The organism is Candidatus Thiodiazotropha sp. AKAK3 (genome assembly GCF_058244645.1).
In genome coordinates this window covers 1-15,138 of the sequence record NZ_JBSYOQ010000034.1, presented here as the reverse complement: position 1 = coordinate 15,138, position 15,138 = coordinate 1, and the positions used below count along the sequence as shown (strand labels likewise).

At 50.8% G+C, this 15,138-nt stretch carries 12 protein-coding genes; 8 read left to right on the top strand and 4 right to left on the bottom strand.

The annotated features are described in order from the left end of the window. Positions 1-338: 338 nt before the first annotated feature. The 4 genes from AC4IE7_RS05455 to rhlB form a co-directional block, all read right to left on the bottom strand. Complete coding sequence (locus AC4IE7_RS05455) at positions 339-1,220, bottom strand: DUF6635 family protein (RefSeq protein WP_490775802.1); 882 nt, start codon at positions 1,218-1,220, stop codon at positions 339-341. A 41-nt stretch (positions 1,221-1,261) separates the two neighbouring features. Continuing rightward, positions 1,262-2,116 (bottom strand): ion transporter, encoded by an 855-nt coding sequence (locus AC4IE7_RS05450; protein WP_490775801.1) that lies wholly within the window; start codon positions 2,114-2,116, stop codon positions 1,262-1,264. 233 nt (positions 2,117-2,349) lie between these two features. Beyond that, positions 2,350-2,712: a YkgJ family cysteine cluster protein gene (locus AC4IE7_RS05445; protein WP_490775800.1), complete on the bottom strand. Its 363-nt coding sequence runs from the start codon at positions 2,710-2,712 to the stop codon at positions 2,350-2,352. A gap of 2 nt (positions 2,713-2,714) precedes the next feature. Further along, on the bottom strand, positions 2,715-4,058 hold the full coding sequence (gene rhlB / locus AC4IE7_RS05440; protein ID WP_490775799.1) for an ATP-dependent RNA helicase RhlB: 1,344 nt from the start codon (positions 4,056-4,058) through the stop codon (positions 2,715-2,717). Between the two features lie 165 nt (positions 4,059-4,223). On the opposite strand from rhlB, the gene rlmH reads away from it, so the two are divergent. The 8 genes from rlmH to AC4IE7_RS05400 all read left to right on the top strand — a co-directional run bounded on the left by rlmH (position 4,224) and on the right by AC4IE7_RS05400 (position 14,935). Continuing rightward, positions 4,224-4,697 carry a 23S rRNA (pseudouridine(1915)-N(3))-methyltransferase RlmH gene (rlmH, locus tag AC4IE7_RS05435; RefSeq protein ID WP_490775798.1) on the top strand — a complete coding sequence of 158 codons (474 nt, stop codon included), beginning with the start codon at positions 4,224-4,226 and terminating at the stop codon, positions 4,695-4,697. A 3-nt stretch (positions 4,698-4,700) separates the two neighbouring features. Beyond that, positions 4,701-5,285 (top strand): Maf family protein, encoded by a 585-nt coding sequence (locus tag AC4IE7_RS05430; protein ID WP_490775797.1) that lies wholly within the window; start codon positions 4,701-4,703, stop codon positions 5,283-5,285. Positions 5,286-5,373: 88 nt separating this feature from the next. Beyond that, positions 5,374-6,828: a ribonuclease G gene (gene rng, locus AC4IE7_RS05425; protein ID WP_490775796.1), complete on the top strand. Its 1,455-nt coding sequence runs from the start codon at positions 5,374-5,376 to the stop codon at positions 6,826-6,828. Positions 6,829-6,849: 21 nt separating this feature from the next. Continuing rightward, on the top strand, positions 6,850-10,725 hold the full coding sequence (locus tag AC4IE7_RS05420; protein WP_490775795.1) for a YhdP family protein: 3,876 nt from the start codon (positions 6,850-6,852) through the stop codon (positions 10,723-10,725). Between the two features lie 104 nt (positions 10,726-10,829). Further along, entirely contained in the window at positions 10,830-11,651 is an 822-nt protein-coding gene (locus AC4IE7_RS05415) for a carbon-nitrogen hydrolase family protein (protein ID WP_490775794.1), read from the top strand. 143 nt (positions 11,652-11,794) lie between these two features. Further along, on the top strand, positions 11,795-13,237 hold the full coding sequence (gene tldD / locus AC4IE7_RS05410; RefSeq protein ID WP_490775793.1) for a metalloprotease TldD: 1,443 nt from the start codon (positions 11,795-11,797) through the stop codon (positions 13,235-13,237). Positions 13,238-13,242: 5 nt separating this feature from the next. Beyond that, positions 13,243-14,568, top strand: a complete 1,326-nt coding sequence (gene pmbA / locus AC4IE7_RS05405; RefSeq protein WP_490775792.1) for a metalloprotease PmbA — start codon at positions 13,243-13,245, stop codon at positions 14,566-14,568. Positions 14,569-14,800: 232 nt separating this feature from the next. Then, a complete protein-coding gene (locus AC4IE7_RS05400) occupies positions 14,801-14,935 on the top strand; it encodes a hypothetical protein (RefSeq protein ID WP_490775791.1) in 135 nt (44 codons plus the stop codon). Positions 14,936-15,138: the final 203 nt, after the last annotated feature.

The window sequence follows — 15,138 nt, the reverse complement described above, 5'->3', positions numbered from 1 at the left end:
ACTGGTTGCTGCATTCAACGAAGAAAGTGACTTGCCGGGGCGAGCGAAACAGAATCGTGATGAGTCCCGAGATAAATTCGCCTGGGTGCGGCCCTACCGCACCATCCGCTTATCGATGTCTCAAAAATGCCAGGTAGATTCCAAATTACCAGTTAAGTCTGTAGAACTATGTTGTCTGTTAATCAGCTCAGGAGATTGTTTTGTTTCAGCTGGACACGGTGTGTGAAAGGGCCACACATTGATCTGGAATTTATTCCCGAGTGTGGCGGGCGTTCGCCGGAATGATGGGCTCAGGGAATGTTATTTAAACTCTTTGGAAGCGTCGAAATTCGCTCTCTCTAAAAAGAGAGTACCCCTTTTACCCAATCAATCACGTCATAGACACGCCCAAAAAATGTATCCTTTGGACGGTAGCCTTTGCCTGAATTTGTGCCTGCAGCTTCTTCAATCGCATCAAATAGCTGGTTCAAACGTCGCTGGTGAATCCCGGTCGCTGCCTGGACTGGATCATGGATAAGGCCGGAGAATGCAGCAACTATGGCTATCATGACCATGATCACTATCAGACTTATGATGATCACAATTATCGAAGGTGTGACTGGAACCAGGGTGTAGTAGAGTTCTCCCAGGGTTTCTCCGAATAGAAATCCATTGATCGCCTGTTCTCTTGCTATCTCTTTGGCGACGAGTGATCCCGCTGAAATGGAGCCTGGGGTGAACTGGTGGAAAAAGATTAACCCCAGGATCGCAGCCAGTGTGCCTGCAGTGATGTCAGCGGCGACATTACGGGTCTGAATATAGAGTTTCGAGGGTTCTTCGGCTGCAGAGCCGATTAAGTCTAGGCTTGAGCGTTGCAGTGATTTTTGCTGTTCAGGCAGGTTGAACAGGTCGCTATGAAGATGTGTTGCCAGATGTTGTTGTACCCTGGTTGGAAATCCTAGGTGAAGATGTCTCAGCCAGTGCGCGCTACGGTGCAGTTTCAGAACTTCCAATAGTAGCGCCAACAGTCTTAGCAGAAAGTTGGGGAAGCCGAGAATAAAGTTCACTGGAGCAATGGCAATATCCCAGCCCCACGCCTTGCGATTCAGATGCCATGCCCCTGGCCAGGCATAGTTATCTTTTATGAATTGGGGGATTCGTTCACGACAGGCAGAGATATGTGCTGAAATCTGCTCTGCCTTTTGCGAACAATTTTGTGTTGGTTTGAGTTGCTCATTCATGGTTACTGGATGTGGACGGGAGTGTTGCCAATGAGATACGGCTACTCCTGCTTTACAGCGTCCCCTCGTTGCTGGGTGAGCTGTTCAAGCATCTTTTCCATCTTCACCAGGCGTTGTTCCATCTCTGCTGTTCGGGTGTCGATACGGTGTACTTCTCCCGCTTCCCCCTCGCCACTCTCACGGGAGAACTCCTCATGCTCCTGCTGTAAGGTCTCAAGCACGATTCCGATCATCATGTTGAGGAATACAAAGGCTACGATGAAGATAAATGATAAGTAGAAAAACCAGCTGAGTGGAAAGACCTCCATGGTTTCATACATCACATCGGTCCAGTCCTCAAAGGTGGCTATGCGAAACAGGGTCAGCATGGCGATGGTGATGTTACTCCACAACTCTGGGTTTATATTGTGAAAGAACATACTGCCCATCGCAGCATAGATGTAGAAGATGATAAACATCAGCAGTGAGACATAACCCATGCGGGGTATGGCTTTGACAAAGGCGTTCAGCAGCACTCTCAATTCGGGGATGATGGAGACCAGTCGCAAGACCCTGAAGATCCGTAGTAGCCGTCCCAGTAGGGCTGCTTCGCTGTCATCCACGGGGATCAGACTCGCAGTAACGATTAGGAAATCAAAAACATTCCAGGCCTTGGTGAAGAAGCGTTTGATACTGTGTTCCGCCAACAGGCGAATGATAATTTCAACTAGGAAAAAGATGGTGATACCGATATCGAGCAGACGCAGTGCTTTGGCTGCGGTTTCAGGGATAGGGTAGGTCTTTGCGCCTATCATTAGCGCTGATATCACAATCACCAGAATAACAAAAGTTTCGAAAATTTTGTTTTCGCGAAGATGTATGAATTGTTGCTGTAATTGTACGGCTGAAAGCGGCATGGCTGGATTAGTCGAAGGTTGTTGTCAGAAAATGCGGATTATATCCGAACTTGGCCCGTTATTAACCCGATGGATTAATAAGTTGCAGGCCCTAGTGTAGTGTCCTATACAAATCATACATTTAGACGAGGCCTATCTAGGTTTGCGTGGCTTTCTAAATGCACGCTTTATATAGGACACTACACTAGTTCCTGGTTAGTAGGCGTGCGATTTGAGAAGCTTGGGGTAAAGCGTTAATTACCCCAGGTTTTGAAACGCTTTTTGCAATAGGCAAGTAGCTCGCTGTAATTGCGGAAGTAGAGTTCAAAGCCATCCTCTGCAGGGGCATCGAATTCACACCAGTCATTGTCATAGTCACGACATATCTGCGGACGCTGTTCATAGATACCGCAACCTCCCCCAGGTTGCAGATGTTCGCATTTTCCGCTGATCAATAGAAACCAGCCATCATCATCTTTATAGATTTCAACTCCGGCATGGGAGACTTGCCAGAGCAGATGCTCGAAATCACTTTTCGACCGTGGGGCGGCGCCAATAGCTTCTGTGGTGTAAGTGCAGCACTTCGAATTGGTGCAGCGTTGACACTTATTTTCCATTGTTACTCGCTGGATGTTTGAGGTGGCTTAGGCCCACGACGGTGGCGGCGGTGTCCACCTTCTCCTTTTGATTTCTGGCCTCTGTGGTGATGGCCTTTGCCATGGCTTTTCTGTCCATCTTTATGTCTTTGTCGGGCGCCTTTTTCGGGGTAGACACGGCTTTTCGGATCCACTTCGGCGAGCAGTTCAGTTGATACTGATTGAGTCGGTATGGAGTGCCCCACATAGGTCTCTATATCCGGCAGGGAGAAGGCGTGGGTCTCGCAGGCGAAGCTGATTGCCTCTCCGCTGGCGCCGGCGCGAGCTGTGCGGCCGATACGGTGTACATAGTCTTCGGCATCTTCCGGAAGATCGAAATTGACCACATGGGTGACATCCGGGATGTGCAGGCCACGGGCCGCGACATCTGTCGCCACAAGGGCAGGCAGTTCGCCATTTTGGAATTTGTTGAGCAGACTCAGGCGTTTCTTCTGGGGGACGTCACCGGAGAGTACAGCAGTGTCTATACCGTTACCCTGCATGAACCCCCAAACCTTGTCGGCTGTTCGCTTGGTGTTCACGAATACGATTGTTCTCGCATCCTCAATGTTTTTAAGCAGTCCCAACAGCAGAGGAATTTTCTCCTCGTTTGCGGTCATGTAGCAGGTCTCGGTGATCTTTTCTGCAGTGACCTGTTCGGGCTCCACCTCGACACTTTGAGGATTGTTCATATGTTCATATGCCAGCTCCCTGACCCGGTAGGAGAGGGTGGCTGAAAAGAGCATCCCCAGCCTTTTGCTCGGTGGCGGGCAGCGGCGAAGCATGAAGCGGATATCTTTTATGAAGCCCAGATCAAACATTCGATCCGCTTCATCCAGCACAATAACCTGAATCTCATTAAGGTCGTAGATCCGCTGCTTGAGATAATCAATCAGTCGGCCCGGCGTGCCGATGAGGATATCGACACCCTGTTCGAGCTGTTTACGTTGTTTGTCATAGCCTGTTCCGCCATAGACAGCCGCCGTTGTCAGGTCTGTATGTCGGGTCAATGCCTGGGCATCGTTGTAAATTTGCACTGCCAGCTCCCTGGTGGGGGCCACGATCAGTGTGCGGGGCTGATTGGGTTTGCGCTGATCACTCGGGGGGTTGTGCAACAGATAGTTGATCGCAGCGATGAGAAAGGCTGCTGTTTTGCCTGTTCCTGTCTGTGCTTGTCCTGCCAGGTCTTTCCCGGTCAGTGCGATGGGGAGTGTTTCGGCCTGGATTGGTGTGCAGTATTCGAAGCCGGCCTCTTGGATTCCGAGAAGTACCTGATCATCCAGGTCGAAGTCGGAAAAACGTGTATCAGTCAAGTGTTTATTGCTCATGGAGCGGAAGCATACCTTATATTAGGATTGACTACGATCCTGCCTCTCTCCGATGGTTGCATTCCACGTCACTGAATGGTGGATTTGTGGCGCATATTTTACGCTTCAGGCTTTAAAAAATACCCAATCCATTCAGACAATCCAGTACACTACTGCCCCTAAATCATGAATATTTATCTTATTTCAGTTGGAAATCGTATGCCACGCTGGGTGACAGAAGGGTATGAAGAGTATGCCCGACGCCTGACGGGTGAGTGTCGCCTGCAGTTGCTTGAGGTGGCGCCTGGGCATCGTGGCCGTAAGGCTGATATCAAACGCATTCTTAAGGATGAGGGCGAGCGGATGCTGAAAGCAATACCCAAGGGGTGCCAGATCCTGGCATTGGATGTGACCGGGCGAGGCTGGAGCACAGAACAGCTCTCCGGCAAGCTTCAATCCTGGATGGGGGATGGCCGGGATTTAGCCCTGCTGGTCGGCGGGCCGGAAGGGATTTCTGCAGATTGTCTGAGCCAGGCAGAGGGGCGCTGGTCTCTGTCGCCTTTGACCCTGCCCCATCCGTTGGTGAGGGTCGTGGTGGCCGAGCAGATCTACCGTGCCTGGAGCATACTGCGTAATCACCCCTATCATCGTGCGGGGTAGTTTATGAGTGGTGGTTTTACACTCTATCTGGCCTCCCGCTCTCCGCGTCGTCGCGAACTGCTGCAACAGATCGGCATCGATTATCAACTGCTCGATATTGAGGTTGATGAGAGTCTGCTTCCTCAAGAGCAGCCCAGTGACTATGTGCAGCGAGTGGCTGAGGATAAGGCCAGGGCCGGTTTTGAAAAAATCCCCATCAAAGAGGGCTGTCTGGTTTTGGCTGCCGACACCAGCGTGGTTATCAATGGTCAGATTTTGGGCAAGCCAGAGGATCGGGATCATGGGATCTGGATGTTGAATCAACTTTCAGATAACAGCCATGAGGTCTTTAGTGCGGTCACCCTCGCTACCCCATCCCTGGAGACCAGGGTATCTGTCAGCAGGGTCACATTTCGAAACATGAGTGCGACTGAGATAAACGACTATTGGGAAACAGGAGAGCCTGCCGATAAAGCTGGAAGCTATGCCATACAGGGGCTTGGTGCACAGTTTGTCACCCGGCTTGAGGGTAGTTATTCCGGAGTGATGGGGCTGCCTCTGTTTGAGACAGCGGAATTACTTGGGCGAGTCGGCATCAAAATAGTGTAGTGTTTGGCTACTGACCCCGCATGCACCGGTTGGGCGAAGCTTGATGTTTGCAGGGAAAAAACATAATGAGAATAACGAAGTCGTTGATATGAGTGAAGAAATCCTAATTAATGTAACACCCCCTGAGACCCGCGTGGCGGTTATAGAAAACGGTGCTGTCCAGGAAATTATTATTGAACGTTCCGGCAAGCGGGGGCTGGTCGGGAACATCTATAAGGGCAAGGTTTGCCGGGTTCTTCCAGGCATGCAGGCGGCTTTTGTCGATATCGGTCTGGAACGGGCAGCCTTTCTGCATGTCTCAGATATTGGTGAATCGACTGATAAACCGAAGACAGACAATATTCATGAACTTTTGCGGGAAGGCGAGCTGGTAATCGTCCAGGTCTTGAAAGATCCACTTGGCACCAAGGGTGCCAGATTAACCACCAATATCTCGATTCCATCCAGACATCTGGTGTTTATGCCCTCCCTGGGCAACATGGGTATCTCGCAAAGAATTGAAGCAGAGGAGGAGCGTCAGCGGTTACGTGAACTGCTCAATCAGGTGGCTGAAACCGGTGAAATTTCAGGTGGTTACATAGCGCGTACCGCTGCAGAAGGTGTAGATGAGTCGTCGCTTAAAGCTGATATGCGTTTTCTGGCCAGGTTATGGAGTTCAATTCAGGAGCGAAGCAAGCTGGCAAAAAAGATTGAATTGATACATGAGGATCTCTCTTTGCCGCTCAGGTCACTGCGGGATCTGGTTGGGCCGGATGTCGAGAAGGTGCGTATCGATTCAAAAGAGACCCATCAAAAGTCAATCAGCTTTGCACAGAAGTTTATTCCCGACATCAAACACCGTATCGAGTACTACCCGGGAGAGCGTCCCCTGTTCGACCTGTATGGGGTGGAGGATGAGATACAAAAGGCTCTGGAACGCAAAGTTCAGCTGAAATCGGGCGGACACCTGGTGATCGATCAGACCGAGGCGATGACTACAATTGATGTGAATACCGGGGCTTTTGTCGGTCATCGTAATCTGGAAGAGACCATATTTAAGACCAACCTGGAGGCAGCCCAGGCGATCTGTCGGCAACTTAGAATTCGCAATCTAGGAGGGATTATCATCATCGATTTCATCGATATGCTCGACCCGGAACACCGGCGTCAGGTTTTGCGCGCTTTGGAAAAGTGCCTTGCACATGACCATGCCAGAACCCATATCACGGAGGTCTCTTCACTGGGATTGGTTGAGATGACCCGCAAACGCATCCGTGAGTCCCTCGAGCATGTCCTTTGTGAGCCCTGCACGTGCTGTAGTGGCCGTGGCTCCATGAAGACAGCAGAGACTACCTGTTATGAGATTTTTCGCGAGATCCTGCGAGAGTCGAGACAATTTGATGTGGAATCCCTATTGGTGCTGGCTTCCCAAGAGGTGATAGATCGCTTATTGGATGAAGAATCGACACACCTGGCTGAGCTGGAACAGTTCGTTGGCCATCCCATCAAATTACAAGCAGAACAACTCTACAGTCAGGAGCACTACGACGTCGTGTTGGTCTGACTACTTCCCTATGCTGTTTCCATGTTGACTGTCGCAAAATATCTCCACACAAAATTCTGGCAGACCCTTGGGTGGCTGACCATCCTGCTGGCGCTGTTGCTGACAGGGTTGAGAGTGACACTGCCAGGGATCGACCTTGAACCCTACCGGCAGGAGATTGAGCGGGTAGTCGAACAAAAAGCAGCGTTACCGCTTAATATAGGTGCAATTCAGGCGCAGCTCAGAGGTTCCCAACTGGTACTCAGGTTTGCTGATGTCACAGCGCTCGATAGAGCGTCTGGTGATGCCTTGCTCTACTCTCCGGAAGTCTTTGTGGAAGTTCGGATTTTAAAGAGCTTGTTTGCAGGGCAATTGGTATTGGGTGGTGGCAAGGTTGTTGGCACTAAGCTCAAGATGGAGCGATTCGCGGACGGCTCAGTTGCATTGCAGGGCATGGAAAACGCTACAGATTCTGATCCGGCAGCTGTGATGGGCATTTTTCTCGGACAGAACCGGCTGAGAATGATTGATACGGAAATTCATATCAAAAGCGCTGTTCCGGGACAGCCACCACTCAGACTGAGTGGGCTTGATGTGGATCTGCTGAACGATGGATTACACCATCAGATTTCTGTCTCAAGTCGGGTTGGCCGTGATGCAAAAGAGCAGATTCATCTGATTGCCGATCTTCATCAGGAGAGTTCAAACTCAATGGAGATGAGTGGCGAATTCTATTTCAAGTGTGAAGATCTGCAGCTTGGCGGTCGTCTGCATGATTGGCTGCCGCAAGGGTATCAACTTGACCAGGCCCAGGCGAACCTGGAAATCTGGGGGGAAGTGAATCAGGGGGTTGTTCAAAACATAAGTGGGCATACCGAGCTGAGCAAGCTGCAGATTTCTGGTCGGCATGATACCCCCCCGTTCTCTCTGCAGAATCTATCTACCCATATTGACTTGTCGCGACATGAATCGGGGTGGGTTCTCTTGTTTGATCAGTTTTCTCTGCGCCATAAAGACCAGGCCTGGCCTGCAGGATATCTTGAAATAGCCTGGTGGGAGGAATCTGATCATAGTACGGGTTTTCATCTGCAGGTGGACTATCTTTCGTTGGGAACAATCCACGACTTTTTTTCGAGTGTCGATTTTCCTGTCCAAGATCTGCAGAAAGCACTGTTAGGACTTAACCCGAAGGGTGATCTTACCGGCCTCGATTTCACTTTACGGAAATCCGCAGAAGAGGGAGTCGATTGGCAGTTAAGGGGGGAAATCGAAGGGTTTTCCTCTGCACCCTGGGAGAGTATTCCCGGAACTGAAGGGGTCGACATGGCTTTTGATGGCAGCGACTCCGGTGGCTGGCTCAAAATTGATAGCCATAACCTGACCATCGACTATCCTCAACTGTTTCGCAGGCCCTTGAAAGCCGATCGTGCAATCGGTGATTTTTTGTGGAACTTCGATCTCCAATCGGGATTGCATATGCAGACCGACTACCTGGAGATGAGCAATCCTGATCTGGAGACTCTGTCGCGCATTGAACTGCAGATTCCTATCTCAGGCCAGGATCTATTTGCCGATATCCAGACTGACTTTTGGAATGCGGATGGATCACGTAAGAGTGACTATCTGCCGGTAACCGTGATGCCGGAGCCACTGGTCGAATGGTTGGACAAATCATTGATCGGCGGGAACATAAAATCAGGTAGTTTTCTGCTTTATGGGCCTGTAAATCAGTTTCCGTTCAAGGAACATGAAGGGCGGTTTGAAGTCTGGTTCGGTATCGAAGATCTACTGCTGGACTATATGCCGGACTGGCCTTATCTCTCAGAAGCATTGGCTGAGATCCATTTCATCAATAATGGTCTTTCAGCCAAACTTCAAAATGGTGTGATGCTGAATAGCCGTTTGAAGGATGTCTCTATCAATATTGATGAGTTGAGAAATCCCACACCAATAGAGATAAAAGGAGAAGCGAGAGGTCCATTTCAGGACATTATGGCGATATTGGGTGACACCACTTTGAAGGAGGACTTTAAGCCCTTCGTTGATGCAGTGTCAGTGGCAGGAAAGACCCGCACAGTAGTTGATCTGGCTATTCCCCTTGAGGAGGGGCGAGGTGAGTTGAGTGTCAATGGCGAGATCAATTTCGAAAAATCAGCACTGACAGTGAAACAGGCAGAGATTGACCTGAAGGCCCTGAAAGGTCGGTTGAAATTTGATCGTTCCGGGGTGAAAGGGGAGGGGCTTGAAGCCCGTTTTCTGGATAAAATTGTCCGTTTTGATCTCTCTCCCTACCATCATCAGGGTAAGGACTGGACTCATATCAAAGGCAACACCCTGCTGAATATGGGGCGGATGCATGAAAAATTTCCCAATTGGTATCTGCAATATTTTGAAGGTGATGGCGAAACTGAATTGGAGTTCAGTATTGCTCATCAGCCAAGCCGTGTGCCGGTTCGGATGAACCTGAAATCTGATCTCAAGGGGGTGGCGGTTAATCTGCCTGAGCCTTTGGGCAAAGAGGCTCAGCAGTCAAGGTCACTCGATATGGGGGTGGATATCCTGCAGGATCTGAGCACTGAACTGAGAATTCGATATGGCGAAGATACCCATGCTCTCTTGCGATTTTACGAAGATCAGGAGAAGCCCTGGGTTGCGGCAATAGGATTTAACCAGCAACCGCTCAGCCTGGATGGCATAGAGGGTTTTCATCTCAGTGGTCAACTCGAAAATCTCAATGCAGATGAGTGGATCACCTGGGTCAACAATCTTCCCCCATCGGATGATGGCCACTTATTGCGAATTGAGATGAATCTTCGGGTTGATGAGCTGATTGCTCTGAGTACATCTTGCCCACAAACTCAATTCTCCTATAAGAATTATGCGAATGGTTATCGGGTTAATCTCACCTCGGATACTGTTCAAGGCACCATGCAGGTGCCTGGTGATTTGCAGCAGCAACCTATCCTGGGTCGTTTCGATTTTGTAAAACTGAATCTTGAAGAGCTGGCGAGTACGATTACCGGTGAATCCGATGAGAAGCTGGAGACTCAGTTGGATCCGCGTAATGTGCCGGCAGTGAATTTCTCAGTGGAAAAGCTCTATGTCAACGATCGTCCCATAGGCAAAGGGAACCTGACCTGGAGTAAAGAGAATAACGGTATCACCATTAACAACCTTACTCTGGTTGGAAGCAGTATCGATCTGTCGGGGCAGGGGTATTGGCGGCTGTCACCAAAAGGACATAGCACTGGGCTCAACCTACAGATGAAGACACCAAGTCTTGGGGATCTGCAAAAAGAGCTGGGCCTTACTACGGGCATAGAAGAGGCAGCGACAGAGGTTAAGGCTGAACTCTACTGGCCAGCTTCTCCATTGGAAATGGGCGCGGAACAACTCTATGGCAGTCTCTGGCTGAATGTCGAGAAAGGTGCGGTCGATAATGTCGATCCTGGTGTTGGACGCTTGATCGGGCTGTTCAGCCTGAATGCGCTGGGCAAGAGATTGGCGCTCGATTTTTCTGACCTGTTTTCAAAGGGCATGGCATTCGACAGCATACAGGGTAATTTTGTACTCAATGATGGTGATGCCTATACCACTGATTTGGCGTTGCGCAGTACAGCTGCGATGGTGGATATTCGCGGACGAACCGGATTGAGCAGTCGAACTTACGACCAGCGTGTGGTGGTCACGCCGAATGTCAGTGCGACTTTGCCTCTGGTCGGGGCTTTGGCCATTAATCCCACGGTGGGTGTCGCGCTTGCAGTGACCCAGCAACTGTTTGGCAAACACTTTGATCGTATCGCCATGCGAACCTACGAGGTGACCGGAAGCTGGGATGATCCCCAGTTCAATCAAGTTACTCCTGAGGCTGATGCAACTGAGAAGGATGCCCATATGCCTGAAATGCCCGGAGATTAAGGTGGTAATAAGGGGCTATGGTTAGACGGGGTTAACTGGCGGTTTGCTGCTGCAAGATGCTATGCTCGCAACTTAACTGGGATTACACACAGATAGATCGAAATATGAGTGGTAAGAAGAATCAAGTTGCCGCCATCCAGATGGCGTCCAGCCCTAATGTCAGTGCCAATCTTCTGGAAGCTGAGCGGTTAATCAGTGAAGCCAGTGATAGTGGTGCCGGTTTGGTGGTACTGCCTGAAAACTTTGCCTTCAAAGGGGAGCATGATCATGACATGCTGACCCTGTGCGAAGAGCCTCTGGATGGGCCGCTGCAAAGTTTTTTGAGTCAGATGGCGAAACGTTATGGCGTTTGGATCGTTGGTGGCACGATACCTTTACGTGCCAGCCAGGGTGGTAAGGTTCGGGCTGCCTGTCTGGTAATTGATGATAGTGGCAAGCAGGTAGCACGTTACGACAAAATCCATCTTTTTGATGTACATCTGGTGGAAACTGACGAGCGTTATATAGAGTCAGGCACAATCCAGCCAGGGGATCAATCGGTTGTGGTGGATACCCCGTTTGGCAGATTGGGAATTGCTGTCTGCTACGATCTCCGTTTCCCTGAGTTGTTCCGCAAACTGTTGGATCAGGGAGCAGAGCTGTTTGCTGTGCCCTCATCTTTTACTGCCATGACGGGTAAAGCGCACTGGAAGACTCTGGTACGGGCAAGGGCAATAGAAAATCTTGCGTTTGTTATCGCCGCTGCTCAAGGTGGATACCATATCAGTGGTCGTGAGACTCATGGCCATAGCATGATCGTAGACCCATGGGGCACAGTTCTCTCTCGTGTACCAAGGGGTACTGGTTTCGTCAGTGTTGAGCTCGATCGTGATTATCAGAAGACCATCAGACGAACCTTCCCAACCATTGATCATCGGCAGTTGTAGGTATGGGTAGATCTCCTTGTGACCGGCTTTTTCGGCCAGCACACTGCGTATTGCTTTTGAGTAGACATCAGCGTGCTACCGACGAAGTTCGGGATGCACAACTTTCCGTTTTCCTCTAACAGCCAGCCGGCTGGAACTAAAAAATGTCAGATCTGATTCAAATTGCACAACAGAATATTCTTGCACCGGTGGGGTTGGTAGAAAGCGACCTTGACCGAATGCTTGGTGAATTGACGGGGCAGGGTGTCGATGCTGCCGATCTCTACTTTCAGACCAGTCGACTCGAGTCATGGGTTCTTGAAGATGGGATTATCAAGGAGGGCGCCCACAATATAGAACAGGGTGCAGGAATTCGGGTAATCAGTGGCGAAAAGACCGGTTTTGCCTACTCAGATGAGTTGCAGTTGCCGACCTTGCAGGAGGCAGCAAGAGCCGCGCGGGCAATTACCCGTAGTGGTGCCAGTCAAAGTGTTCAGATCGCGGGTACACCGGCACCGAGACAGCTCTATGCACCAATTAATCCTCTCCCGAGTCTGAGTGAGGCGGAGAAGGTCGATCTGTTGCGTCAGCTCGATAGTGAGGCGAGAAAACAGGATCCACGGGTGAAGCAGGTAATTGTCAGTTTGGTTGCTGCTCAGGACATTGTGCTGGTGGCTGCCATCGATGGCACTCTGAGTGCTGATGTAAGACCTCTGGTGCGTATGAATGTGCATGTGATTGCTGAACAGGGTGGTCGCAGAGAGCAGGGCAGTAGTGGTGGTGGTGCGCGTGAAACTCTTGACTATTTTGTTCAGGAGGGGCGTGGCCTGGGCTATGCCCGGGAAGCGGTACGCCAGGCACTGGTTAACCTGGAAGCGGTGGATGCGCCGGCCGGAGCACTGCCTGTAGTGCTTGGGCCTGGTTGGCCCGGTGTGCTGTTACACGAAGCTGTCGGACACGGTTTGGAGGGGGATTTCAATCGCAAGGGAACCTCAGCCTTCAGTGGACGTATCGGTGAACAGGTCGCTTCCTCCTGCTGCACCGTGGTGGATGATGGCACCTTGCCAGGTCGACGGGGTTCACTGAATATCGATGATGAGGGAACCGCCAGTCAGAACACAGTATTGATTGAAAATGGCATTCTCAAAGGTTATATGCAGGACAAGCACAATGCACGATTGATGAATGCCGACTCGACAGGAAATGGGCGGCGAGAATCCTATGCCCATCTTCCCATGCCGCGCATGACCAATACCTACATGTTGCCAGGCGAGCACAAACCGGAAGAGATCATCGCCTCGGTCAAACGTGGTTTATATGCGGTGAATTTTGGTGGTGGTCAGGTGGATATTACATCGGGGCGGTTTGTCTTTTCTGCCAGTGAAGCCTATATGATTGAGAATGGAAAAATCACCCATCCGGTAAAAGGGGCGACCTTGATCGGTAATGGTCCAGAAGCGATGAACCGGGTCAGTATGGTCGGAGATGATCTTAAACTCGATAGTGGTATCGGCGTTTGTGGTAAGGAGGGGCAGAGTGTTCCTGTAGGCGTCGGGCAGCCAACCCTGAAACTGGATGAGTTGACTGTCGGAGGGACAGAGCAGTGACCGATATGAGTTCGCGACAACACCAAATGCAGCAATTGGTCGAAGATCTGCTGAAAGAGGCAAAACAACAGGGTGCGACTGCTGCGGAAGCGGCGGTGAGCAGCGATTCCGGTCTCTCTGTGACGGTACGCCTGGGAGAGACGGAAACCATCGAACATACACGAGACAATGGTTTGGGAGTCACCGTCTATTTCGATAAACGCAAAGGCTCTGCAAGTACCTCTGATCTCTCACCTCAAGCCATTAAGGAGACGGTGGAAGCGGCCTGTAATTTTGCACGTTATACCTCGGAAGATCCCTGTTCAGGTTTGGCTGATAAAGATTTGATGGCAACTGAGTTTCCCGATCTTGATCTATACCATCCCTGGGATCAGAGTGTTGAGCAGGCAATAGATCAGGCAATACGTTGTGAGTCAGCTGCCCGTGAAGCCGACACTCGAATCTTCAATTCAGAGGGGGCAACCCTCAATTCTCATAATGGCCTGCAGGTGTATGGCAACACCCATGGTTTTATCGGTGGGTATCCCTCTTCGCGGCATAGTCTCAGTTGCTCGGTAGTGGCCAAGGAGGGGGAGAGCATGCAGCGGGACTATTGGTATACCCTCTCCCGTAAAGGTGAGCTGCTTGAAGATGCAGCGCTGGTAGGTGAGATTGCCGCACAGCGGACTGTTGCCCGTCTCAATGCGCAACAAGTGAAGACGCAGCAGGCACCGGTTCTATTTCAGGCTGATGTGGCAGTTGGTTTGTTACGCAGTTTTATCGGCGCTGTACGAGGTTCATCACTCTATCGCAAGGCGAGTTTCCTGCTCGACCATTTAGGCAAGCCCGTTTTCCCCTCCCATATCAACATTCATGAAGAGCCTCGGCTAACCATGGGGCTGGCAAGTTCTGCCTATGATAATGAAGGGGTTGCGACCAGCCGCCGGGATTTTATTCAGGATGGGGTGCTGCAGAGCTATGTGCTTGATAGCTATTCCGCGAGAAAGCTGGATATGCAGACAACCGGTAATTCCGGCGGTGTGCGAAACCTGAGAATTAACAGTGGCCAACTGGACCGGGATGGATTGTTGAAAACCATGGGACGGGGCCTGATTGTGACAGAGTTGATGGGGCAGGGCGTCAACATGGTGACAGGGGACTACTCCCGAGGCGCAGCCGGTTTCTGGGTGGAAAATGGAGAGATTCAATTTCCGGTGGAAGAGATCACCATTGCCGGCAATATGAAAGATATGTTGATGGGGTTGCAGGAGGTCGGTACCGATATCGAGACCCGAACCAGTGTACAGACAGGCTCATGGCTGATCGATAAGATGATGATTGCCGGGGAGTAGCTGGCGCGCAGCTAAATAGATGTAGGGCACGAACCCGTCCCACCAGAAGAAATGAAGAATCGTAGGGTGCGGCCCTGCCGCACCATCAGGGTGAGTATTCACAAAAAATCCTAGATAGTTTGTTCATTGCCAGCAGCGTCTCTACACCGGCGCGTCGGGTGGTTTGGTTTTGGTTGGGCATGGTGCGGCAGGGCCGCACCCTACAGGTGAATTTGGTTCGGGAGATATTCCGATGCCCCCCCAGCGAGTCACTTCTTCGTTGAATACCGCAGCCCGTAGCCTGGATGAAGCGAAGCGGAATCCGGGAGAACAGTGCTCCAATCATCCCGGATTCCGCTTCACTCCATCCAGGCTACCTTGCTTTTAGATCTTGATGATTTTTTTGAGGCTATGGCAATGGTGAATCGTAGGGTGCGGCCCTGCCGCACCATCAGGGTGAGAATTCTCAAAAAATCCCAGATAGTTTGTTTATTGCCAGCAGCGTCTCTACACCGGCGCGTCGGGTGGTTTGGTTTTGGTTGGGCATGGTGCGGCAGGGCCGCACCCTACAGGTGAATTTGTTTCGGGAGA

Coding starts and splice junctions, on each gene's coding strand:
- AC4IE7_RS05455 (WP_490775802.1), bottom strand. CDS start 1,220: ATGAATGAGCAACTCAAACCAACACAAAATTGTTCGCAAAAGGCAGAG.
- AC4IE7_RS05450 (WP_490775801.1), bottom strand. CDS start 2,116: ATGCCGCTTTCAGCCGTACAATTACAGCAACAATTCATACATCTTCGC.
- AC4IE7_RS05445 (WP_490775800.1), bottom strand. CDS start 2,712: ATGGAAAATAAGTGTCAACGCTGCACCAATTCGAAGTGCTGCACTTAC.
- rhlB (WP_490775799.1), bottom strand. CDS start 4,058: ATGAGCAATAAACACTTGACTGATACACGTTTTTCCGACTTCGACCTG.
- rlmH (WP_490775798.1), top strand. CDS start 4,224: ATGAATATTTATCTTATTTCAGTTGGAAATCGTATGCCACGCTGGGTG.
- AC4IE7_RS05430 (WP_490775797.1), top strand. CDS start 4,701: ATGAGTGGTGGTTTTACACTCTATCTGGCCTCCCGCTCTCCGCGTCGT.
- rng (WP_490775796.1), top strand. CDS start 5,374: ATGAGTGAAGAAATCCTAATTAATGTAACACCCCCTGAGACCCGCGTG.
- AC4IE7_RS05420 (WP_490775795.1), top strand. CDS start 6,850: ATGTTGACTGTCGCAAAATATCTCCACACAAAATTCTGGCAGACCCTT.
- AC4IE7_RS05415 (WP_490775794.1), top strand. CDS start 10,830: ATGAGTGGTAAGAAGAATCAAGTTGCCGCCATCCAGATGGCGTCCAGC.
- tldD (WP_490775793.1), top strand. CDS start 11,795: ATGTCAGATCTGATTCAAATTGCACAACAGAATATTCTTGCACCGGTG.
- pmbA (WP_490775792.1), top strand. CDS start 13,243: ATGAGTTCGCGACAACACCAAATGCAGCAATTGGTCGAAGATCTGCTG.
- AC4IE7_RS05400 (WP_490775791.1), top strand. CDS start 14,801: ATGCCCCCCCAGCGAGTCACTTCTTCGTTGAATACCGCAGCCCGTAGC.